The organism is Oceanirhabdus seepicola, from assembly GCF_023684385.1.
Classification (GTDB): Bacteria; Bacillota; Clostridia; order Clostridiales; family Clostridiaceae; genus Oceanirhabdus; species Oceanirhabdus seepicola.
The window spans coordinates 184,166-205,563 of sequence record NZ_JAGSOJ010000006.1 but is presented as its reverse complement, the minus strand read 5'-3'; the positions used below and the strand labels follow the sequence as shown (position 1 = coordinate 205,563).

Sequence of the window (21,398 nt, the reverse complement as noted above, 5' to 3'; positions counted from 1 at the left end):
GCAAATTTCATGCCAAGTTTGAAAAGGGGACTCTCCTTAAAACCACTGTATACACAACAAAATAGAGTTCCAAAACAGAACACATTCAACAACATTTGCCGTTCTATTTTGGAACTCCGTTCCATTTTGGAACTTTATTTTAATGTTGAAATTTCAACATTATATTTTTCAAGCTTTCTATAAAGTGTATTTCGCCCTACCCCTAATGCTTTAGACGCTGAAGTTACATTACCTTTGAGTTTTCCCAAGACACTTAAAATATGCTTTTTTTCTATATAATCTAGTTTTAAATTTTCCTCTTCAATCTCCACAAAGTCTGTTTCAGGTTTTATTAATCTTCTTTCCAAATTAAGAGGTATTGATTCAGTGTTAATTATTAACTCTATTACATTCTCAAGCTCTCTTATATTACCTGGCCAATTATAGTTAGTTAAATTCTCTAGATATTCTTTAGGTATTTCAACTTTCTTCTTATTTAAACGTTTTGAAATAGTATTCATAAAAAATTCTATTAATAGTGGTATATCATCTTTCCTTTCTCTTAATGGCGGCAAGTTTACAGGAAGAACATTTAACCTGTAAAATAAATCTTTTCTAAAATCGTCCTTTTCCACTTCTTCTTTTAAATTTTTATTAGTAGCTGCAACAATTCTCACATTAACAGGTATAGGATTACGTCCTCCTATTCTATTAATAACTTTCTCTTCAATTACTCTTAATAATTTAATCTGCATTTCTAAAGACATTTCCCCTATTTCATCTAAAAATATGGTTCCACCATCAGCTATTTCAAATTTTCCAGGACATCCCCCTCTTTTAGCTCCTGTAAAAGCCCCTTCTTCATACCCAAATAATTCTGACTCTATTAAACTTCTAGGAATAGCTCCACAATTTACTGCTATGAATGCTTCATCTTTTCTATCACTTACATTATGTATGGATTGAGCAAATACTTCTTTTCCGGTCCCGCTCTCTCCTGTTATTAGTATCGTTGAACTACTATTTGCAATCTTATTACAATAATCTATTATTTTTAAAAAATCTTTATTCTTTCCAATAATCTTGTTGAAGGTATAAACAGCATGTCCTGATGATATTCTCCCTGCTAATTTTCTGACCTTTTTTAATTCTTGAAAAACAAATATTACTTCTCGAATTCTCTTTTCAGAATCTAAAATTGGATGTGCACTTACATTAAGTTGAAGTTTATTTTTCTTTGACTTTATATAAACATCCTCATCAATAAATTCTTTTTCAGAATATAGTGCATCTAAAATATCCTGCCACCCCTCTACAAGCTCCCAAATTTTCATTTCCAACATTTTAGAGTGGCTAAATCCAAACATTTCATTAGCAATTTCATTTGTAGTTTTAATTGTTCCAGATAAATCTATTGTAATAATTCCCTTTGAAATTGTATTGAAGATAGTTTTAATATGATTATTATTGTGAATTAATACCTCATTGTATCTATTAATTTCCAACATTTTTTCAACAGACTTTGCCGCGGCTACCACCATTCCTAATGTATGTGGATGAACATTTTCTCTATATCCCGTTAGATCTATTGTTCCTATTATATTCCCTCTAGTATCTTTAATAGGTGAACAGGAACATGTCCATTTATAATATGACTCAATATAATGTTCCTTCTGTGAAACTTGTACTGGAACACCTTGTGTTAAAGCCAAACTCATAGCATTTGTTCCAATATTTTCTTCATTCATATAAGCCCCAGGTATCATTTTAAGTTTTAAAGCTTCATCTACAATTCCCTTGTCGCCTATAACATTTAAAATGCATCCTTCCTCATCAGTTATAATTGCAAAAAAATTGGAGCCTTTCACAAAGTTATAAAGTGAATTCATAAATGGAGTAGCAATTACAATAAGCTCCTTCTTTTCTTCCAATTTTCCGCTCAATTCTTTACCTCTTAATATCTTTTTACTGTAAACCAAATCCTTATCAATACATTGAAAAGAACATCTTTCATGAGATTGAATAATACATTGTTTATCCGGTTTTAACTCCGTATATTTCAATTTCTATTTTCCTCCCTATTTGTAAATAATATCTATCTTATCCCCGTTTTTTACCCATCCAGACTTAATAACCTTAGCAAATATACATTCTGTAATTAAAGCACATTTATATGATGCTTCAGAAATCGAACAACCTTTAAAGCATTTTTTACCTAATTGAGTTATTTCCATAACAGCACCACCAATTTCAATCCTTGTGCCAACTGGGTATTTATATAATTCTATTCCTTCTGTAGTGATATTTTCTTCAAATCTTACTGTGCATAATCCTTCTGACTTATACTCTTTAATTATTCTTTTACTTTCAGTTCCTAATATACTTACCTGTTTATTGCCCCCAACTGAATGAATATCCCCTTTCAACCCAAGGTTCTCTTCAAAATAAGCTTTATCCACGCTTTCTCTAGCTTGCTCTTTACTCTTTTTAATTTTTATAAATTTAATTTCTGCCATGATAATTAACTTCCTTAGAATAATTTAATCTATAACCCTCATTTTAAATACATTTAAATAATTTCAATTTCGTCTCCAGCTTTTATAAAACCTTCTTTAAGTACTTTTGTAAAGATTCCTTCTCTAGGCATGACACAATCACCTGTTAATTTTCGTATTTCACAACCTTGATGACACTCTTTTCCTATTTGAGTAACTTCCATCTCAGTCTCTCCAATTCTTAATTTAGTTCCTACAGGAAGTTCATATAAGACAATCCCCTCAGTAGTAATATTCTCAGCAAATATTCCAGGAGTTAAGTCTTTAATCCCTTTCTCAAGCATTTTATTAATACTCTCTTGCCCAAGTAAACTCACCTGTCTATGCCAGTTTCCTGCATGAGCATCTCCTTCTAGTCCATGATCAACCTTAAATAATCCTTTCTCAATAGGTTTCTTGATAACTCCCTTTTTTTCACTAATATTAATTGCTATTACCTTAGCCATAAATATTCCTCCTATATATTATTCAGCAATAAAATCGCCTGATTTTCCACCACTTTTTTCCAATAATTTAATATCAGATATAACCATTTCTCTATCAATTGCCTTACACATATCATATATTGTAAGCGCAGCTACAGAGACTGCTGTTAATGCCTCCATCTCAATACCAGTTTGTCCAATTGTTTTAGCAGTTGCAATTATATCAATCTTATTATTTTCATGATCTAACTTAAAACTAATGTCACATCCAGATATCATAATTGGATGGCACATTGGAATAAAATCTGATGTTTTTTTTGCACCCATTATTCCACCCACTTGAGCCACGGAAAGCACATCACCCTTTTTCATTGTTCCTTCCTTAATTCTTTCAAGTGTTTCTTTTTTCATATATATCTTACCTGATGCAATTGCTTCTCTCTTTGTTTGTGATTTTTCACTAACATCAACCATTTTTGCTCTGCCTTCTTGATTTATGTGAGTTAGAACTTCTTTAACTGCCATTTTCTACTTATCCTCCTATTTGAAACATCATTTTTTTACTACCGCTTAATTTTCCCTCTCCAAGATGATGCTCTAAAGGTTTATTGTACATAATATTTTCAAGTTCTTTTATCAATAAAGCTTCATTATTAACATACTTTTTAATATTATATTCCTGTTCAGAATGTAAACATGGTTTTATTCCACCTTCTGATGTAAGTCTTATTCTGTTACACTCACTGCAGAATTTACAACTTAATGGATTTATAAATCCAACTTTCCCAATACCACCTTGAAGCTTATATAACTCAGCTGTACTAAATTCCTCTCTTTCTACTGGAATCAGTTGAGGATATCTTTTTATTACCTCTTTTGATGACATAAAAGAATCATTAAAGAATTTTACTCCTTCACCAATAGGCATAAGTTCTATAAATCTAACATGAATAGGACTATCCTTAGTTAAATTTATAAAACTTTCTATTTCATCATCATTAAATCCTTTCATAAGTACAGCATTTATTTTTACAGGTTTAACTCCTAAAGTAAGACATTTATCAATTGCATCCATTACTTTATTTAAATCTCCACCTCTAGTTATTTCTTTATATTTTTCTCTATCTAAAGTATCAAGACTTATATTAACTCTATTCAGTCCTGCTTTTTTCAACTCCTGAACTGTATCACTAAGAAGTATTCCATTAGTTGATAATGATATATCATTAATTCCTTGAATTTTTGAAGTTTCATATATTAGTTTATCAATTCCTTTTACAATTAGAGGTTCTCCCCCTGTAAATCTAACCTTATTCACACCAAGAACAGAAGCCGCTTTTATTACCTTCAATATATCTTGAAAACGAAATATATCATCATGTGTTTTTTTAATTATTCCTTCTTCTGGCATACAGTAAACACACCTTAGGTTACATCTATCAGTCAAAGAAACCCTTAGATAATTTATTTTTCTACCTTTCTTATCTATCATATTTTATCTCCTTAAGGCATATTCAAATAAATAACTGGTCAGTATACTAGTTATTTATTTTCATATACCTAATCATTATATTTTGACAATCTCACCAATACTGGAATATTCATATCCACCTAGCCTGTCCAACTCTTTACTAAATTCTTCACTTTTAATTACTTTAATAAATTCCTTAATTATATCCATTTCAAGATACTCTTCAGGCACAGCTACATCGTACTCTTCCTTACATAGTGGGATAAAATCAAGATCCATCATTTCAGCAGCTGAATAAACACCAAGTCCACAATCAACATCTCCCGCAGCTACTGCTGCAGCGACTGATAGATGAGTAAATTCTTCTCTTTCATAACCTAATATTTCATTAGGATTAATTCCAAGTTTTTTAAGATTATAATCAAGCAATAATCTTGTTCCAGATCCTCTTTGTCTATTTACGAATTTCTTATTACCATCTGCAATATCCTTAAAACCTTTAATATTTAGTGGGTTTCCTTTTTTCACTATTAATCCTTGTAATCTTTTTACTCCTTTAATTAAGTAAATATTTTTATCTGGCAAATACTTTTTAACATAGGAAGTATTATATTCTCCTGATTCCATATCCAAAAGATGTATTGGTGCAATATGCGTTTCTTCCTTTTTGAGAGCCATAATTCCACCCATACTTCCAACATGTGCAGAAGATAAATAGTACTCTTTATTTCTCATATGAATAAAATCTGAAATAATATCTATAATTGGATCATGACTACCTATACATACGATTGTATTTTTTATATCTTCTTCTTCTTTTAAAAGTTTAACCTTTATTTCTTCTCCCGCTTCAATCCCTTCACTACTTTGAGGAATTTCAAGTATTCCATCTGCACGAACTAATGACATAGTAGCTCCTGCCCCTCTAGTTAGTGGTGTTGCTATAAGTTTATTTCCAACATACCCTAGTTTCATTCTTACAAATTCTAAATGTTTAAGTGAAGACATTACTCTTCTAGATAACGTGGCTTTTACTTCTTTTAAAGCTTTACTTTCTATTCCTTGATAACTCTCTATAAGCTTCTTTACTATAAGCTCCATAATAAAGTAAGCAGATACGGGATAACCTGGAATTCCTATCACAGGTTTATTATCTACAATTCCTAGAATAACAGGCTTACCAGGTTTTATAGCAACCCCATGAAGTACAACTTCTCCCAATTCCTCAATTACCTTAGCTGTATAATCTTCACGACCTGCAGATGAACCCGCATTAATCAGAACAACATCATTCTCTTCCGCTGCTGTCTTTACTGATTTTTTAATATCTTCATAAACATCATCCACAATATTATATCTATTAGGTTTACCACCCCAATTTTCAACCTGAGCGCTAAATGTTCTCGTATTGAATTCTATAATATCCCCCACTTTAAGTTCTGTTCCTGGCTCAACAATTTCAGTTCCTGTAGGAATAATTCCAACTCTTGGCCTTTTATAGACTTCTACTTTATTTACTCCCCCAGCAATCATAGCACCTAAATCAACAGGTCTAATTTTATGATTTGAAGGAATTATAAGTTGATTTTCAACTATATCCTCACCAAGTGCTCTTATATGCTGCCATGGGACTGCACTCTTATAAATTTTCACTTTATTATCGTCTACTCTTATCAAATCCTCAATCATGATTACACTATCAAATTCCTTTGGAATAGGATCACCAGTATCTACTACTATGTATTCTTTACCTTCTTCAAGAACTATTTGGTTTCTATCTGTTGCGCCTATTGTGGCGGAACTTTTAACTGCAATGCCATCCATAGCGGATGAATTATAAAAGGGAGATGACATTAGAGAATATATTGCTTCTGATGTAACTCTTCCATTAGCATCCCAAGTATTAACCATCTCTTTTTCTTTTCTTAAGTTAGTTAGTTTATTAAAATACATTTTTATTGCATCTTCTAATTCATAATTTGATAAATAAACTTTTTGAGCCATTTTTGCACCTCCATTAAAACTTATATGCGTATACTGTTTGTCCTTCTTTAATTCCTTCATCATTTTTATTGATTTTCACGTAACCCCATGCTTTCGTAAAACCAGTAATCAACCCTGATTTACTAAAGACGGGATTAGCTATAATTTCTCCATTTTCAGTACTTTCCAAGATAACTGGAAGATATTCTTCTCTTCCTTTAGCACTGTGATAATTAATTGGAAATTTACATAATACAGGATAATCTTCATATTTATAATTAGTAATCTTATTTATATAATGATTAACAATTACTTTATACACCACTGTACAAGATAGGGGATGACCTGGAAGTCCAAAAACTACCTTATCACCAGTTTTTGCTATAATCGTTGGTTTACCTGGTTTAATTGATATTCCATGTACTAATACTTCTGATTCTTCTAGTGCATTTATTACTTTTAAAGTCTGGTCCTTTTTGCCTACTGAACTTCCACCAGAAATAAGAACAATATCACATTTATCCAGTGCATCATCTACTGTGTTTTTCAAATCTTCAAAACTATCCTTTATTACACCATAATTGATAGGTTCTCCACCATCTTCAAGTACAGCAGAGGATAGAATATATGAATTTATATCTCTTACTTGTCCAAGTTTAGGCTTTTCATCACATCCCACAATCTCATCCCCTGTGGAAATTATTGCTATCTTAGGTTTTTTATAAACCTGAACATTACCTATTCCCAAACTAGAAAGCATCCCAATTTCATAAGGTCTTAACTTTGTTCCTTTTTGCAACACTTTCTCTTCATTTTTTATATCTTCACCTATTTGTACAACATTATCTCCATAGGCTACTGGACTATTTATTAGAATTGTTTCTTCATCAAGTTTGTCTGTATATTCGATCATAACTACTGCATCACTTCCTTCTGGAAGCATTCCACCTGTTGGCACGTAGACGCATTCACCTGGTAAAGCGAGATTACATAATGGCGCCTTTCCCATAATAACCTCACCTTTTAATGTCATTATGGCAGGTATAGATTCACTAGCACCTGCTGTATCTCGTGAAGTTACAGCATATCCATCTACTGTAGATCTCCTAAAAGAAGGAAGATTAATTGAAGACACTATATCTTTAGATATAATCCTTCCTATAGCTTTTTTTATATCTACTTCTTCACATTCAACTGTTTTTTCAAAGGCTTCATTTAGCATTTTTTTAACTTCATCCACTGATATCACTTTAAACAGATCCATTGTTTTTCATCTCCTAACTAGCTTGATTACAATTGCTTTAGGCATATTTTCATACGCCTTATATTACTTTCTAGCACACTCTGATGCTTTTCCAATCATTATTTCAATCCCGTGCTTAAGTGCTGGGATAATAAAGCTTAGGTTTTCTGTAGCTCCCTTAGGACTTCCTGGTAAATTAACAATTAGTGTTTTCTTTCTTATTCCTGAAATTGCTCTTGAAAGCATTGCTTTAGTAGTTATTTCTAAGGATTTTAATCTCATTACTTCACCAATACCTGGCACGTACTTTTCAATAACATTTCTAGTTGCTTCTGGAGTTACATCTCTTTCCGAAAAGCCTGTCCCTCCATTTGTTAAAACTAATTCTATTTTTAGTTCATCACTTAAATATTTAAGTTCCTTTTCAATCTCATCTATTTCATCAGGAATTATTTTGTAATATTCAACCTTATAATCATTGTCCTCTAGTATTTTTCTAACAGCTGGACCTGTTCCATCGATCCTTTCCCCTTTTGCTCCTTTGTCACTAATAGTTAAAATTGCAGCCTTTATCATATCCATACCACCTTTATTTTCCAATTGTTCTAAAACAACACGCTTTTCTTATAATTATATCACATTTTTTATATTCATTTGCCATATTATTAATCCATTACACATTTTTATTATTTTCGTTCCATAATGATACACATAAATTACAAAAAAATACACGTTTTAGACGTGGATTTATTATTTCTACTGATTTTCTACTATTTATTAAAAACACAATACTCTGCATCTAAGAATTTCCTAGTGATGTTATTTGTTGAATTTGTAAATATATCTTTCATATCTCCAAATTCTATTACTTTGCCCTTATCTAAAAATATGATTTCATCACAAATTCTTCTTGCTTGACTGATATTATGAGTAATTATTAGAATTGTGCAGTGATTTTTCTTATTTCTTTTTATAACAGCTTTCTCTATAAGATCTATATAATCTGGATCAATATTAGCTGTAGGTTCATCTAAAAGTATACATCTAGGGTTAAATACCAGTGCTCTAGCTAATGCTACTTTTTGTGTTTCTCCTCCTGATAATCTTACAGCTTGCTGTTCTTTAATATGCTCTATCTTAAATTCACGTAAAATGTCATTTACAGTTGAATTAATATTCTCTTTATTAATTTTTCTGAACTTTAGCGGATAGGACACATTATTAAAAACAGTGGTCCTATAAAGATAAGGTTTTTGATTTGAATAAGTGATATGCTTCATTTTAATATTATCTAATTTTTCTCCATTTATAGTAATCTCACCTTCAGTAGGTTCTTCTAAACCACTTATAATTTTAAGTAATGTACTTTTCCCTGCTCCATTAGGTCCAATTATTCCATAAATTTTTCCTGATTTTAACTCTAATTTTTCAATATCTAAAATAATTTTATTCCCATACTGTTTTTTTAAATTACTTACTTTGATGTCCATATCAGTCCTCCATACCAAACATGTATAGCATAGAATTTGTTACAAATGATAATGTTAGTAAAACAAATCCCATTGCAATAGATTGAGAGTAATTCCCCATACTATTATTCATTGCAATAAAAGATGTCATAACTCTTGTATGACCTTTAATGTTTCCTCCTACTATCATAACTGCACCAACTTCTGAAATCGCTCTTCCAAACCCTGTAACTAATGCAATTAATACATATACTCTCATTTCATTAATTAATAATATGAATGTATAAAATTTGCCAGCTCCTAATGTTTTTGAAACATTTATTATTTCTCCAGCCTTCTCTTTAAAATTATTAAATATTATTCCTGTAATAATAGGGATAACCAAAATTGACTGTGCAATAATCATAGCAGTTGGAGTAAACATGAGTTGTAACTCTCCCAATGGACCTCTTCTAGATAGAAAGAGTGACACTATAAGTCCAACTACAACAGGAGGAATACCCATTAAAGTATATAGTATCCTAGTCCATAATTTTTTCAATCTAAATTCTTTAGTTGCAAAAACAAGTCCAATTGGTACAGCAATCAAAGAAGATATTATTGTTGAAAAGAAGGAAACATAAATTGATAAAAAAATTATTTTATAGGTCTCTCCATCAAAAGACAGCAGCAAATCAAAAGCTTCTTTTATTCCTGTTATAATATATTCCAATTTATATCCGCTCCCCTTACTCCTTTGTTTTTAAAGAATATAAATTTATTACTGCTAAACACTATGTGCCCAGCAGTAATATTCAAATATTCTTTCTCAAATTTATTTTTTTGCATTAGGATTAAATAAATTTTGACCGAATTTCTCAACTCCAAACTCACCAATAAGCTTTTGAGTTTCCTCACTTAAAATCCAATCAATAAACTGCTTAGCACTATCTGCATTTATTTTTTCATTTTTATCAGGATTTACTTGTATAACACCATATTGGTTGAATAGATTTTCATCACCCTCTACGATTATTTCTAAATCTAAATTCTCTTTCATAGATAAATATGTTGCTCTATCTGTTAATGTATACCCTAATTGCTCATTTGCAACATTAAGAGTTGCGCCCATTCCTTGCCCAGTTGATACATACCAATCTCCTTCTGGAGTTATATTATTACTTTTCCAAAAAGATAATTCTTTTTTATGAGTTCCAGAATCATCTCCTCTAGTTATAAACTTATGCTTGTCCTCTTTTATAATACTTAATGCTTTAACTATATCATCAGGAGAAAGCTCTTTTAAGTTCGCTTTATCATCCTTTGAACCAACTAGTACAAAATCATTGTACATAACATCAAATCTTTCAATTCCATGTCCCTCAGTAACAAACTCTTCTTCAGAAGATTTGGCATGAACTAACAAAACATCTGCTTCACCATCTCTTCCCATTGTTAAAGCCTTTCCTGTACCAACAGCTACAACTTTTACATCTATTCCAGTCTTTTCTGTAAAATCTGGTAGTATAGCATCTAATAATCCACTATTTTCTGTACTTGTAGTTGTAGATAATATTATACTTCCTGACTTTTGATCTTTATTTAATTGTGATTCTTCATCTTTATTAGCACATCCTGAAAACATTGATGCTACTAACATCATTACTAGTCCTACTTTTAAAAAAACACTTTTTTTACTCATCATTTCTCCCCTTATTTTACATAACACATTCATTATAAGTGCTATTATTATATTTTATTGGGATTATATCACAATAAAAATACCTTTTCAACTTTAACGTTCTAAATTTTAATGTTCATTGCTAATGTTTCTCCAGAAACAAAAAGAAACCTCTAAAAGTAATTTCGTTCTTAGTATTGATCTTACATTAATTCTACATCGTCAAAATTATATTTATTAGCTCTATAACCTTTCCTTCCATTTTACGTTTAGATATCAAATTAATCCATAACATCACATTTGGATAGAAAGACATATAAATAACTCTTTTATAATCGTGTAAAACTTCAAGCTCTATGCTATTTAGTGTATATTTCTCTAGTATTTCAATCATCAAGCTATCTTGAACTTTTTCCATTTTATTAAATATTTCTTTTGCTGTAAGCGTTTTAAAATCTTCAATTGTTAAGTAATACATTGCTTCATTAAGAAAGCAGTTGATATTAACTTCTGTGCCAAACATATTAAAGTCAATAATTCCTTTAAATTCCCCTCTATCATCAACTAAAATATTACTATTATTCAAATCTCCCTGATATACACACCTTGGCAATCTACTAAGTTTTCTCTCTATTCTACTTCTAGATGCCTTATTTAATACTACTAACTTTTCTGCTACTTCATCATATCCCTCTCCTTGTAGTGTATTAATAAGCATATCTAGATTTTCCTGCTTTTCATCTCTATCTGTATCAAAAGGACCTAGTTCTATTAAAGACCACATGGACCTCGTACGGGATAAATCTACATCAGTAAATTGGGTAGCAAACTTGCCAAGGTGTTTTACAACAGTCTTTTTAAATTCATAATCTACTTGTTCACCTGCTTCATAAAAACTATATAAAGCACATTCTTCTATGTAACAAGTGTATTGTGTATCATCTTTCCTATATTCATAAGATAACATACCATATTTACTTCTAATTAAACCAGGACAATAAGTACCAATGGTTCTATACCTTTTGACAAGCTTAACAATATCATTCAAAAACCTTTCTGAAATTACTTTTGAACTATTTATCTTCAAAAAATACTTATGATTAATCTTATAATTATACCTTCTATCCTCTTCATTATGTGAAGTATCTATAACATCACTTATATGATTACATATAACACCAAATTCATGACAAATATCTATTATTTCTTTATTTTTAAACATTTATTATTACTCCTTTGTATAATATTTAATCGCTTATAAATATTATACTAAATTAAGATAATTTTACTAATACAAATGTAAACTCTTCAATTATATTTTTAATTTATACAAAATAAAAAAACACTTTCGTACTAATATAAGTATGCACTGCACCCCGTTTATTGGACATTGACAAAAAAATGTTACAATATTACAAAGGGGTGCTTTTATTATGGCAAAATATACAATGGAATTTAAATTAGAAGTAGTTAAATACTTTAAAGAAAACGGTAAGGCTGAAACGGTAAAGAAATATAATATATCAAACACCGCAATTTACAAATGGGAACATTTATATGATACTTATGGGATAGAAGGTTTTAAAAGAAAAACCGTTAAAAAATATACTGTTGAAGAAAAGTTAAATATTATACAAAGCATGTCTAGAAAAGGGAATTGTTTAGATAATTCATTAGCTGAAAACTTCTTTAGTCATTTAAAGTCTGAATTTTATTATTTAGAATCGTTTGATACTATTGATGACTTTATTAGAGGCCTCGATGAATATATTCAATACTATAATACCGAAAGGATTTCGAGTAAATTAAAAGGAATGACCCCTGTACAATACAGAAATCATTCCATTGCTGCTTAATTATATATACTTATGTCCAACTTTTGGGGTTCAGTACAAAATTCACCTAGTCTTCTTTTGTTTATTTTGTCTCTTTTTTATAATTGGGATAGTTTTTACTATACAGAATAAAATCATGACAATTACAGTTATAGTATAATTAAAGCTTGATGAACCAATTAAAAAGTATATAATCATTGAAGTAAATATTATTAGTAGTAGTATATTTACTTTTAAAGATTCTTTTTTTTCTTGGTTAACACACCATAAATACCAAATAAACATAATTATAAATAAACTAATTTTTATTAAAAATTCCATTTGTGTCCCCTTAACAGTATTGTGAATATTAATTTATTATAACATATTTCATCACAATATATTTAGTTTTATATTGTGATAAAACACATATAATTAAAATTTATTTTCTTACTGTATACCAGTCACTACTTATTATATTTTCAAAATTGCTATCAGAATAATAATTCATGTAAATTGATACATACTGATTACCATCAGCCCCCCTACCTTCATACTTAATAGATTCAAGATAAACGACGTCTGGTATACTCTCGATTATTTCCATTCTATCTGCTGCATATAATCCGAATCCTGTTGTAATTACTTTTTTAGCTCCTTTTAGATATTTTCCAGGAAGGAACCAAATACCTAATTGTTCTACTGCACTCATAATAGCTTTATCACTCTTATTATGAAAAGTATGATATTTTCTGTCCACTTCATAATAAGAACCATCAATAGGTTTAGTTACTGATCTATTTATCGGATTTTTGGGTGCTAATGTTCTATTATTATCTGAAAGCGCTAATGCTGTAGTAGATAAATTTGTTACTAATAATAATGATGCTAATGCAGTTGTTAATACTTTTGTTTTTTTCATGTAAAACGCCCCTTTTATTTTTTATTTGTGTACAAGCTATATTATACAAGATTTATTGTGAATTTTTCGTCGTATCTAGCCTTTTTCTTGCTATTATTTTCCAAATAAAATCGACCTTTTTAACATTATTTGTAATATATCATATTTACTTAGATTAAACAAGCTACATTGTTGTCAACTTATTCGCCCTTCTCAGATTCTCCCATTCCATTCCGCTATCGCTCCATTCCTTATTTATTGCCTTTCAAGATTGGCTATATACTTAGGGTTAGAGGTCATAATATGTATATTTGTATAAACAAGTTATTATACAAAATTGTTGTCCATTACGGACAATAAAAAAGGCTATGCATTTAACATAACCTTAGGAATTATATCTTTTAAATTATTAAATTCAAATATTCTATTCTAGACTTTTAATTGCCCATATGATGAATAAGTGTATCCACAAGTACTTTTACATCCTCCAGTATCATATCATCGTACAATAACCCCATTTTATGTCTTTTATTTAGTACAAAATCGAACGTTATTTCTTCACAGTTAGTAGGTTGCCATAGTCTTTCATTTATAGTTATTTGAAGTTCTTCTATTCCCTCTTTCTCTAGTTGTTGAGCTATATTATCAGCTAATTTCTTTAGTTCAATATTCTCATTATCATTTAAAATATTTATTAATTCATATTTCATTTATTTTTACCTCTTTTAATCTATAACAACTTATACAACCCTCTACCTACCCTCTCAAAATCTTCATAAGTTGTCCCATGATTATCTAGTGAATTTTTACAACACTTGAATGCTATATGTGTTCTAATTGTAGTCTCTTTATATCTAGTTTTATTTTCCTGCATGTAATCTAATACTTCATCAATAGTAAATTCATTTTTATTTTTTTCTGTTATTATTGCCATTCAATTCATCTGCCCTATCCTCTGCTTCTTCTATTGTTCTAAATATATTGTGTAAAGGTATAGGCTTAAAGTATTTATTAAATTTCACCTTTTTAACTGGTTTCATATTGATAAGTGATACTTCAAATCCTTCTATTTTTCCTTTGTTTACGTATGCAATATTATTGCTGTTTTTAATAAGTATACAGTATGCTTCATCATTGATTTCATACTCAAAATCTACTATCAATTTTTTATTTAAACCTCCTTGGCATATGTTCGCAAACCATCATCTATATTATACCATATTATTACATTTTTATACAATTCTATTATACACACTAAAAACACCTATATTAAAGCTATAGGTGTTTTATAATATATATTATTTTGTTGTCTTCTTTATATTCATCAGAGGACTTGTCTTTACAGATAAATCTATAATATCTTCATCTCTAATACCCTGTAAATATCTTTTTGTAATTGTTATATTTTCATGACCCAACAGCCCAGATAACGAATATACGTCTAACCCATTTTTAAGCTGTTCTTGTGCGTACCAATGTCTTATGGTATGTGGAGAACATCTTATTTCTGTTCTAACTCCAGCTATTTTCCCTGCTTTTTTCACAGTTCTCTCTACTGTTTCTGGTGTTAAAGCTTTACCTGTGTTTGATAAAAAGTAGTTATTAATCTTGATGATTCTATCTTTAAAATAAAATACTTTGATTCGTTCGTATCTAATCATATATTTTTTTAATAAAGGACTAATACTCACATGCCTTTGTTTATTGCCCTTACCTCTCAACACTATTATTCTTTCTTTAACATCTTCATTCAACAAAGTACATAGTTCATTGTTTCTTGCTCCCGTATCTATCAAAAATGCTATCATCATCTTGTTTCTAGCTTCTAGATATGTCTTAAATTTAAATGCATTTAACATATTAATTATCTCTTCTTGATTGAATGTATTAATGATAGTTTTTCCTTCTTTTTGCCATTTAACTTTAGATACTGGATTCTTTTCGATATATTCCTCTTCTTCACAGAATCTAAAGTATGCTCTAATATTTTTCAATATACCATTAACATAGCTAGGTTTTAATCCTTTTTCAATTAAATATTTAAAATACTTCTTAATGTGTATAGTTTTTATTTCTTCCACTTCTAAAACATTAAACTCTTTTGATAAATAAGTATGAAATAATGCATTGTTATTTCTATAAGTTTTTATTGTTCTTATAGAGTAATTTCTCACCTCGCATTCATACAGAAATTCTGTTAAAATATCATTTAATTCCATACAAAAAACACCTCCAAAATGTATTGATAATATACATACATTTGAAAGTGTTATATGTCATCGTGAATTGGTTAAAAAACGAATTTCATCACGTTTAGTATTAACTTAAATTCTCAAAAGCGTAGTTCATAAGGGTTTACAGACTACTCTTCCCATCCCTCAGGAAACTCAGCATTATGGTAAACGTTCTGAACGTCATCATCATCCTCAAATTGATCTAACATCTTTTGGAATTTTGTTGCTGTATCTTCATCAATTGCAGTGTATGTATCTGGAATATATGTAATTTCAGCTTCAAGATATTCTATACCATTCTCCTCAAGCTTTTCTCTTACAGTACCAAACTCACTTGGTTCTGTTGTTATTACAAAAACCTCTTCCTCCACTGATAAATCTTCTGCTCCTGCATCTAATGCTAACATCATTAATTCATCTTCATCCATTCCATCTTTCTTTTCGATAACGATTTGACCTTTTTTCTGGAACATAAAAGATACACATCCTGCAGCTCCCATGTTTCCTCCATGCTTAGAGTACGCATGTCTTACACTAGAAGCACTTCTATTCTTATTATCAGTCAGAACCTCAACAAGAACTGCGATTCCATTTGGTCCATATCCCTCATATATAATCTCATCAAAACTTACAGCGTTAGCATCCCCTGCAGCCTTCTTAATAGCTTTTTCTATTGAATCTTTTGGCATATTATTTGATTTAGCCTTTGCAATTGTATCTCTTAATTTAGCATTTGCTTCAGGATTAGCGCCTCCTGCTTTAACTGCTACAGCTAACTCTTTACCTATTTTAGTAAATACCTTACCTCTCTTAGCATCAACTTTACCTTTTCTTGCAGCTATATTTTTCCATTTTGAATGTCCAGCCATTATTTATTCTCTCCTCTCATTAAACCTTAACTCTAAACATTATATCAGATAATATTTGTCAATTCAATTTACTACTTTATTAACCTATCACCTTTCTTAAAGAAAAACCCTTCATCTCCTTCAGAAATTGATACCTTTGCAGCAGTCTCATTTATTAGAGTTTTCATTATCATTTCAAGCTTTTCTTTTTCACAATACATTTGTAATTCTACTTGGTCAGTATACTGAGTATCTTCAATGTGCCAGTTGTTACTTGCACAAATATACTGAACCTTTCCAAGAAGATCATATGGAAGCTCTATCTTAATAGGGACTCCTATAACCTTCTCCACAATTCCCCCAGCTTTAATACTAACAGAAGCACCTTTTGAGTACGCTCTAGTGAGCCCACCTGCCCCTAATAATATCCCACCAAAATATCTTGTTACTACAATTGTAACATTTCTAAGTTCATTCTTCTTAATAACTTCAAGTACAGGTATTCCACCTGTTCCTTTTGGTTCACCATCATCACTGTATCTCTGAATTCCAGCATTTTCTCCAATCACATAGGCATATACATTGTGACGTGCATCCTTATATTGCTTCTTAATCTCATTAACAAACTCTTTTGCCTCTTCTTCTGTCTCAGTTCTTTTTATATGACCAATAAACACGGATTTTTTCTCTTCGAACTCATCACTAGCTCTATTTTCAATAGTCAAGTAACTCATTTTTATTCAACTCCTACTTCCTCAATAAAACCATCAATAGCTCTATCTATGTAATCTTTTCTCTTCCCTTTTAATAATACCACTTTTTCTTTTGCTTCACTACATTTTAGTTTCTTTAGAGCATTGATTGCATAAAGTACTACCTGATCATTTTCATCATTTAACGCTCTTATAAGTGCACTTTTCATTGATATATCTTCCAGTTTCCCCATAGCGGATATTGCCATTCTTCTCACTGATATTGCTTTATGCACAGATGCTTTCAAAAGGACATCTCTACATTCAAAAGCCGAAAGCTCCCCAATTATCCAGGCAGCAGTTGTTTTATCAGTATAATTCAAAGATGTATAATTCCCTTTTATGTATTTAATCAAGTCTGCTTTATTTGTGTCATCAAGACTGCTCAATACATTGAGCTTATCCCTTTTATTTGCATTTGCAAATATTTTAAATATATCTTCTGAAGATTTAATTCTTGCTATATAACGATTTTTCATTTTAAAATCTATAAGTTGTTTTTGAACCAAACTCTTTTCCATATTTCTTATTCTAGAGATAAGATCTACACTCTTTCCCTCATTATATAATTGGAAAGTTATTTCCTCATCACTTAACTTATCAAAATTCTCCCATAGGTTTTTCTCCATAAGCTCACCTCGATTTATCTTCCCCTAGCCCTATTTCTTCCCTTTTTCAATCTCTTCTCTAATTATCCTAATACCAGTTCTCATCTCTTCTATCGATTCATTACCAAAACTTATTCTAAAATAATTTTCATCTTTTTTTATTCTTTTAAAGAAAATCCTACCTGGAGTAATAATTACCTTCCTTCTAAGACACCTATTAAATAATTCTTTGTCGTCAATTAAATCCTTATTAAGACTAATAAAAAAAGACATACCACCTTTAGGAATTATTATATCAACATAATCTCCTAATTCTTCAGTTATTATTTTTAATAATTCTTTATATTTATAAGAATATTCACTTCTCATAGAACTAATTTGGTCTTCCCAATATCCTTTTCGTATATATAAATCAAGTGCTCTCTGCATTAGACTTGAAGTTGCTATATCTGTATTTATCTTAGATTTTATAATTGCATCTGTGGTTTTATCTGTTCCAATTACATATCCTAATCTTATACCTGGTAAGAATAACTTTGAGAAACTTTTTATATATATAACCTTATCATGTATATCCATTGATTTCAAACTATGGTACTCAACATCTTCATCGTAAATTAATTCAGATAAATAATCGTCTTCTATAATGTAGAAATTATATTGATTAGCAAGTTGAATAAGTCTTTTCTTCTTTACCATACTCATACTTATTCCAGTAGGATTTTGAAAATAGCTCATTGTATACACTGCTTTAATCTTATTCTTTTTTAAAATTTCTTCTAGTTCATCTAGATTCATTCCATCTTGCTCAATTGAAATTTCAAATATATTCGCTCGTCTATATTTAAAAACTGATATGGCACCACCATATGTTGGTCTCTCTACAATTACATTATCATTTATATTAATTATTGCCTTTGAGATGATGTCTATTCCTTGTTGCGCTCCTGAGACAATCAAAAGTTTTTTTATATTCATATTACTGTCCCAGAACCTCTGATTTATACATTCTCTTAACCCTTTAAACCCACTACTCTCTTTTTCCACGAAAACTCCAATATCATCTCTATCAATCACTTCATTTATTATGCTCTTAAATACTTTAACAGGAAAATATTGAATATTTACATTTTCTCCACTGAAATCAATATATCCCTTAAATTCTTTTTCCGAAATCCTCTTAAGTATTTTAGAATATTCTCTTTTATAGATAAGACCTTCATCTCGTCTTTTAGCATAAGTACCACTACCCATTTTCTGATAAGCGGCCCCTTCGCTTTCAAGCTTATCATAAGCCCGAATTATAGTGTCCTTATTCACACTTAAAAATGCAGCTAACTTTCTTATGGGGGGAAGTTTTTCATCTTGCTCAATCTTCCCCTCAACTATAAGTTCTTTGATGTTGTTACTTATTTGTATATACTTTGGTACATCACCTAAAAATTCAATTTCGAATTTTTCCATAGTTCTTCTCTCCTCGGAATATGCCTCATATACAGTATACTTTCTCTTTAAACACTGTAATTCCGTCAACTTCATAATCCCTTTCTGTCTGCTTAATAATTTGTAATTCGCTAAGCTTATCCAATATTTCTGGAAGATTCATATTATATTCACAAAACGGTTCCTTATTAGAAAGTTCATATGAATTTATTGGCATCTTATACTCTTTTAAAAATTTAACTAAAGTATAACAAACATCTCTAAGATTTTTTGTAATCTCACTATTTAAATATTCTATAAGTGTTTTTAAAATTTCCTTTTTGTCTTCCTCTAAAACATATAAATCCTTCACTAGTTTATAAAGTGTGTCATTAAGATTTGTTGCTATTGTAACTGCGTTTTTACTTATACTGTACTCATTCATACTTAAATATAATTTTGAATATTCTTCTATACACTTCACCATTATTGTAAAGCTAGTACTAATATTATCTTTCTTAAGATACTTTCTGCACTCCTTTAAGTTTTTTATAAGTCTTCCAATAAAGACCATATTCCACATTCCTCTATACTCAAGAGGAATAAATCTACATAAATCATACTTTCCAGTTATCTCTGTGTCCTTTGAAAAAACTAATTTAGAAGTACACATAAGTCTATGTATAAACACCCCTTCAAGCTTTTTTTCATAAAGATCGAAGAATTTCTTTTTACTCATAAATCTAACATGTATATCAATTCCTTGTTCTTTACTATGAATATCTTCAATTACATTCTTTTTACTATTTGTAATAGCAAAATAATCTATATCTGACTCTTCCCATAGATCCCCAGTTACCATCGATCCAAATACCATTACAGCGAGAATATTCTCATTTTTTTGTAATTTTTCAATTACTTTGTTGTAGGCTTTCTGATAATTCCTAATATTTTTATACATTTTTAACTCCCCTTTATTAACATTAAGTATTCAATATTTTAATCCATATGTTTTTCAAATTGATAATGCCAAGTAATTACTTGGCATTATCAATTTCACACTGTTAAAAAAGCCCAATTTCGGTATCACTAAGGCTCTTTTCGCTAATGGAGTACTATTTGTACACTCTGCTGCTCAATCGCCTTGTTCCTTGACCTTGGGCTTTTTCAACGTCTGAAACTCTGAAGATAGAGAACAGAGTGAAAATAAAATAAATTAACTCTATCAACAATTACGTAAATTTATTATTCATTTACTCTCAGTATTTTTACTAATTTATACATTTTTAGCTGCAATAAATCAAATACTCTGTCCGAAAGTCTAACAACTCTATATGTAAGATCTATTGCGTCTTCAATTTTTGAATTTTTAGCCAATGAAACTTGAATTAAACTTCTGGAGACAATAGATAAATCCCCAGCTAATCCAGCTAAAAAGAATAATGAATTTAATAATGGAAAAACTTCATTTTCATAAAACACTGCGCCAGCTAAATTTGTATCAAGTTTAGCAAGTTCAACTCTTATCTGATTAATCTCCTGTAGAAAAACTCTCACTCTACTCAAAGTGGCCTCTGGTTTTATTGTTGCCTCACTTTCAGCTTCTTGCAAAGCATCTAAAAATCCTACTTGATCAAGACCCGTTTGCTTATAAATACCATTTTTAAATTGATCAAATTGATTTGCCAATTCAATTTTCTTCTTTAATTCTTCTTCTTTCTTCTTCTTTATTTCTTCTTCTATTGAAAGCTTCTTTTCCTTTTCAGGTGCCTTTTGTTCATCTTTAATACTTTCATTTTTATCCCCATTATCCTTATTCTTTTCTTCTCCGTTACTTTGGCCATTAATATTCGTATCCTGTGAAGAGCTATCATGCCTCTTTTTGTCTTTTTTATTGTCATCTCTATTATTTTTATTCTTGTCTTTCGCCATCTATATCATCCAATCAAATTAATATAAATAGAATTCCAATTTTTATATGCTTTCTCAATAAATTATATAAGATTTTTAGCCAATTTATTACTTTGAAATAAA

At 29.9% G+C, this 21,398-nt stretch carries 23 protein-coding genes and 2 pseudogenes; 2 read left to right on the top strand and 23 right to left on the bottom strand.

Features of this window, described 5'->3' with window-relative positions:
• Window positions 1-134: 134 nt before the first annotated feature.
• The 12 genes from KDK92_RS22775 to KDK92_RS22720 form a co-directional block, all read right to left on the bottom strand.
• Complete coding sequence (locus tag KDK92_RS22775; RefSeq protein ID WP_250861715.1) at window positions 135-2,042, bottom strand: sigma-54-dependent Fis family transcriptional regulator; 1,908 nt, start codon at window positions 2,040-2,042, stop codon at window positions 135-137.
• Between the two features lie 15 nt (window positions 2,043-2,057).
• Complete coding sequence (locus KDK92_RS22770; RefSeq protein ID WP_250861713.1) at window positions 2,058-2,495, bottom strand: MOSC domain-containing protein; 438 nt, start codon at window positions 2,493-2,495, stop codon at window positions 2,058-2,060.
• Window positions 2,496-2,548: 53 nt separating this feature from the next.
• A complete protein-coding gene (locus tag KDK92_RS22765; protein ID WP_250861712.1) occupies window positions 2,549-2,980 on the bottom strand; it encodes an MOSC domain-containing protein in 432 nt (143 codons plus the stop codon).
• An 18-nt stretch (window positions 2,981-2,998) separates the two neighbouring features.
• Entirely contained in the window at window positions 2,999-3,484 is a 486-nt protein-coding gene (moaC, locus tag KDK92_RS22760) for a cyclic pyranopterin monophosphate synthase MoaC (RefSeq protein ID WP_250861711.1), read from the bottom strand.
• 7 nt (window positions 3,485-3,491) lie between these two features.
• Window positions 3,492-4,451: a GTP 3',8-cyclase MoaA gene (moaA, locus tag KDK92_RS22755; protein WP_250861710.1), complete on the bottom strand. Its 960-nt coding sequence runs from the start codon at window positions 4,449-4,451 to the stop codon at window positions 3,492-3,494.
• A gap of 75 nt (window positions 4,452-4,526) precedes the next feature.
• Window positions 4,527-6,434, bottom strand: coding sequence for a molybdopterin biosynthesis protein (locus tag KDK92_RS22750; protein ID WP_250861709.1), 1,908 nt, complete (start codon window positions 6,432-6,434; stop codon window positions 4,527-4,529).
• A gap of 13 nt (window positions 6,435-6,447) precedes the next feature.
• Window positions 6,448-7,677 (bottom strand): molybdopterin molybdotransferase MoeA, encoded by a 1,230-nt coding sequence (locus tag KDK92_RS22745; RefSeq protein WP_250861707.1) that lies wholly within the window; start codon window positions 7,675-7,677, stop codon window positions 6,448-6,450.
• A 63-nt stretch (window positions 7,678-7,740) separates the two neighbouring features.
• Window positions 7,741-8,232, bottom strand: a complete 492-nt coding sequence (locus KDK92_RS22740; RefSeq protein WP_250861794.1) for a MogA/MoaB family molybdenum cofactor biosynthesis protein — start codon at window positions 8,230-8,232, stop codon at window positions 7,741-7,743.
• Between the two features lie 194 nt (window positions 8,233-8,426).
• Window positions 8,427-9,146, bottom strand: a complete 720-nt coding sequence (locus tag KDK92_RS22735; RefSeq protein WP_250861706.1) for an ABC transporter ATP-binding protein — start codon at window positions 9,144-9,146, stop codon at window positions 8,427-8,429.
• Window position 9,147: 1 nt separating this feature from the next.
• Window positions 9,148-9,837 carry an ABC transporter permease gene (locus KDK92_RS22730; RefSeq protein WP_250861705.1) on the bottom strand — a complete coding sequence of 230 codons (690 nt, stop codon included), beginning with the start codon at window positions 9,835-9,837 and terminating at the stop codon, window positions 9,148-9,150.
• 102 nt (window positions 9,838-9,939) lie between these two features.
• Entirely contained in the window at window positions 9,940-10,806 is an 867-nt protein-coding gene (locus KDK92_RS22725; RefSeq protein WP_250861704.1) for an ABC transporter substrate-binding protein, read from the bottom strand.
• A gap of 193 nt (window positions 10,807-10,999) precedes the next feature.
• Window positions 11,000-12,007, bottom strand: a complete 1,008-nt coding sequence (locus tag KDK92_RS22720) for a phosphotransferase (RefSeq protein WP_250861703.1) — start codon at window positions 12,005-12,007, stop codon at window positions 11,000-11,002.
• Window positions 12,008-12,218: 211 nt separating this feature from the next.
• On the opposite strand from KDK92_RS22720, the pseudogene KDK92_RS24690 reads away from it, so the two are divergent.
• Together KDK92_RS24690 and KDK92_RS22710 are read left to right on the top strand one after the other, a co-directional pair.
• Window positions 12,219-12,362 (top strand): annotated as a pseudogene (locus KDK92_RS24690) (helix-turn-helix domain-containing protein); the annotation flags it as partial.
• 48 nt (window positions 12,363-12,410) lie between these two features.
• Window positions 12,411-12,641 (top strand): annotated as a pseudogene (locus KDK92_RS22710) (transposase); the annotation flags it as partial.
• 400 nt (window positions 12,642-13,041) lie between these two features.
• Here the strand turns inward: KDK92_RS22710 and KDK92_RS22705 are convergent.
• From KDK92_RS22705 to KDK92_RS22655, 11 genes are all read right to left on the bottom strand, one after another.
• Entirely contained in the window at window positions 13,042-13,521 is a 480-nt protein-coding gene (locus tag KDK92_RS22705; protein WP_250861702.1) for a hypothetical protein, read from the bottom strand.
• Window positions 13,522-13,937: 416 nt separating this feature from the next.
• Window positions 13,938-14,210, bottom strand: a complete 273-nt coding sequence (locus tag KDK92_RS22700) for a hypothetical protein (RefSeq protein ID WP_250861701.1) — start codon at window positions 14,208-14,210, stop codon at window positions 13,938-13,940.
• 20 nt (window positions 14,211-14,230) lie between these two features.
• Window positions 14,231-14,434 (bottom strand): DUF7669 domain-containing protein, encoded by a 204-nt coding sequence (locus KDK92_RS22695; protein ID WP_250861700.1) that lies wholly within the window; start codon window positions 14,432-14,434, stop codon window positions 14,231-14,233.
• Window positions 14,409-14,663, bottom strand: coding sequence for a hypothetical protein (locus KDK92_RS22690; protein WP_250861699.1), 255 nt, complete (start codon window positions 14,661-14,663; stop codon window positions 14,409-14,411). Before KDK92_RS22690 ends, KDK92_RS22695 begins: the two co-directional genes overlap by 26 nt.
• A 135-nt stretch (window positions 14,664-14,798) precedes the next feature.
• A complete protein-coding gene (locus KDK92_RS22685; protein WP_250861698.1) occupies window positions 14,799-15,719 on the bottom strand; it encodes a tyrosine-type recombinase/integrase in 921 nt (306 codons plus the stop codon).
• Window positions 15,720-15,862: 143 nt separating this feature from the next.
• On the bottom strand, window positions 15,863-16,603 hold the full coding sequence (locus KDK92_RS22680; RefSeq protein WP_250861697.1) for a YebC/PmpR family DNA-binding transcriptional regulator: 741 nt from the start codon (window positions 16,601-16,603) through the stop codon (window positions 15,863-15,865).
• A 71-nt stretch (window positions 16,604-16,674) separates the two neighbouring features.
• Window positions 16,675-17,316, bottom strand: coding sequence for a YigZ family protein (locus KDK92_RS22675; protein ID WP_250861696.1), 642 nt, complete (start codon window positions 17,314-17,316; stop codon window positions 16,675-16,677).
• Window positions 17,317-17,318: 2 nt separating this feature from the next.
• The gene (locus tag KDK92_RS22670) at window positions 17,319-17,963 is read right to left on the bottom strand and encodes a HEAT repeat domain-containing protein (RefSeq protein ID WP_250861695.1); all 645 of its coding nucleotides are present in this window, start codon (window positions 17,961-17,963) and stop codon (window positions 17,319-17,321) included.
• A 30-nt stretch (window positions 17,964-17,993) separates the two neighbouring features.
• Window positions 17,994-19,406: a MocR-like pyridoxine biosynthesis transcription factor PdxR gene (gene pdxR / locus KDK92_RS22665; protein ID WP_250861694.1), complete on the bottom strand. Its 1,413-nt coding sequence runs from the start codon at window positions 19,404-19,406 to the stop codon at window positions 17,994-17,996.
• Between the two features lie 25 nt (window positions 19,407-19,431).
• Entirely contained in the window at window positions 19,432-20,325 is an 894-nt protein-coding gene (locus KDK92_RS22660) for a nucleotidyltransferase domain-containing protein (RefSeq protein WP_250861693.1), read from the bottom strand.
• A 284-nt stretch (window positions 20,326-20,609) separates the two neighbouring features.
• On the bottom strand, window positions 20,610-21,296 hold the full coding sequence (locus tag KDK92_RS22655; RefSeq protein ID WP_250861692.1) for a hypothetical protein: 687 nt from the start codon (window positions 21,294-21,296) through the stop codon (window positions 20,610-20,612).
• Window positions 21,297-21,398 lie beyond the last annotated feature (102 nt).

Coding starts and splice junctions, on each gene's coding strand:
- KDK92_RS22770 (WP_250861713.1), bottom strand. CDS start 2,495: ATGGCAGAAATTAAATTTATAAAAATTAAAAAGAGTAAAGAGCAAGCT.
- KDK92_RS22765 (WP_250861712.1), bottom strand. CDS start 2,980: ATGGCTAAGGTAATAGCAATTAATATTAGTGAAAAAAAGGGAGTTATC.
- moaC (WP_250861711.1), bottom strand. CDS start 3,484: ATGGCAGTTAAAGAAGTTCTAACTCACATAAATCAAGAAGGCAGAGCA.
- moaA (WP_250861710.1), bottom strand. CDS start 4,451: ATGATAGATAAGAAAGGTAGAAAAATAAATTATCTAAGGGTTTCTTTG.
- KDK92_RS22750 (WP_250861709.1), bottom strand. CDS start 6,434: ATGGCTCAAAAAGTTTATTTATCAAATTATGAATTAGAAGATGCAATA.
- KDK92_RS22745 (WP_250861707.1), bottom strand. CDS start 7,677: ATGGATCTGTTTAAAGTGATATCAGTGGATGAAGTTAAAAAAATGCTA.
- KDK92_RS22740 (WP_250861794.1), bottom strand. CDS start 8,232: ATGATAAAGGCTGCAATTTTAACTATTAGTGACAAAGGAGCAAAAGGG.
- KDK92_RS22735 (WP_250861706.1), bottom strand. CDS start 9,146: ATGGACATCAAAGTAAGTAATTTAAAAAAACAGTATGGGAATAAAATT.
- KDK92_RS22725 (WP_250861704.1), bottom strand. CDS start 10,806: ATGAGTAAAAAAAGTGTTTTTTTAAAAGTAGGACTAGTAATGATGTTA.
- KDK92_RS22720 (WP_250861703.1), bottom strand. CDS start 12,007: ATGTTTAAAAATAAAGAAATAATAGATATTTGTCATGAATTTGGTGTT.
- KDK92_RS22705 (WP_250861702.1), bottom strand. CDS start 13,521: ATGAAAAAAACAAAAGTATTAACAACTGCATTAGCATCATTATTATTA.
- KDK92_RS22700 (WP_250861701.1), bottom strand. CDS start 14,210: ATGAAATATGAATTAATAAATATTTTAAATGATAATGAGAATATTGAA.
- KDK92_RS22695 (WP_250861700.1), bottom strand. CDS start 14,434: ATGGCAATAATAACAGAAAAAAATAAAAATGAATTTACTATTGATGAA.
- KDK92_RS22685 (WP_250861698.1), bottom strand. CDS start 15,719: ATGGAATTAAATGATATTTTAACAGAATTTCTGTATGAATGCGAGGTG.
- KDK92_RS22680 (WP_250861697.1), bottom strand. CDS start 16,603: ATGGCTGGACATTCAAAATGGAAAAATATAGCTGCAAGAAAAGGTAAA.
- KDK92_RS22675 (WP_250861696.1), bottom strand. CDS start 17,316: ATGAGTTACTTGACTATTGAAAATAGAGCTAGTGATGAGTTCGAAGAG.
- KDK92_RS22670 (WP_250861695.1), bottom strand. CDS start 17,963: ATGGAGAAAAACCTATGGGAGAATTTTGATAAGTTAAGTGATGAGGAA.
- pdxR (WP_250861694.1), bottom strand. CDS start 19,406: ATGGAAAAATTCGAAATTGAATTTTTAGGTGATGTACCAAAGTATATA.
- KDK92_RS22660 (WP_250861693.1), bottom strand. CDS start 20,325: ATGTATAAAAATATTAGGAATTATCAGAAAGCCTACAACAAAGTAATT.
- KDK92_RS22655 (WP_250861692.1), bottom strand. CDS start 21,296: ATGGCGAAAGACAAGAATAAAAATAATAGAGATGACAATAAAAAAGAC.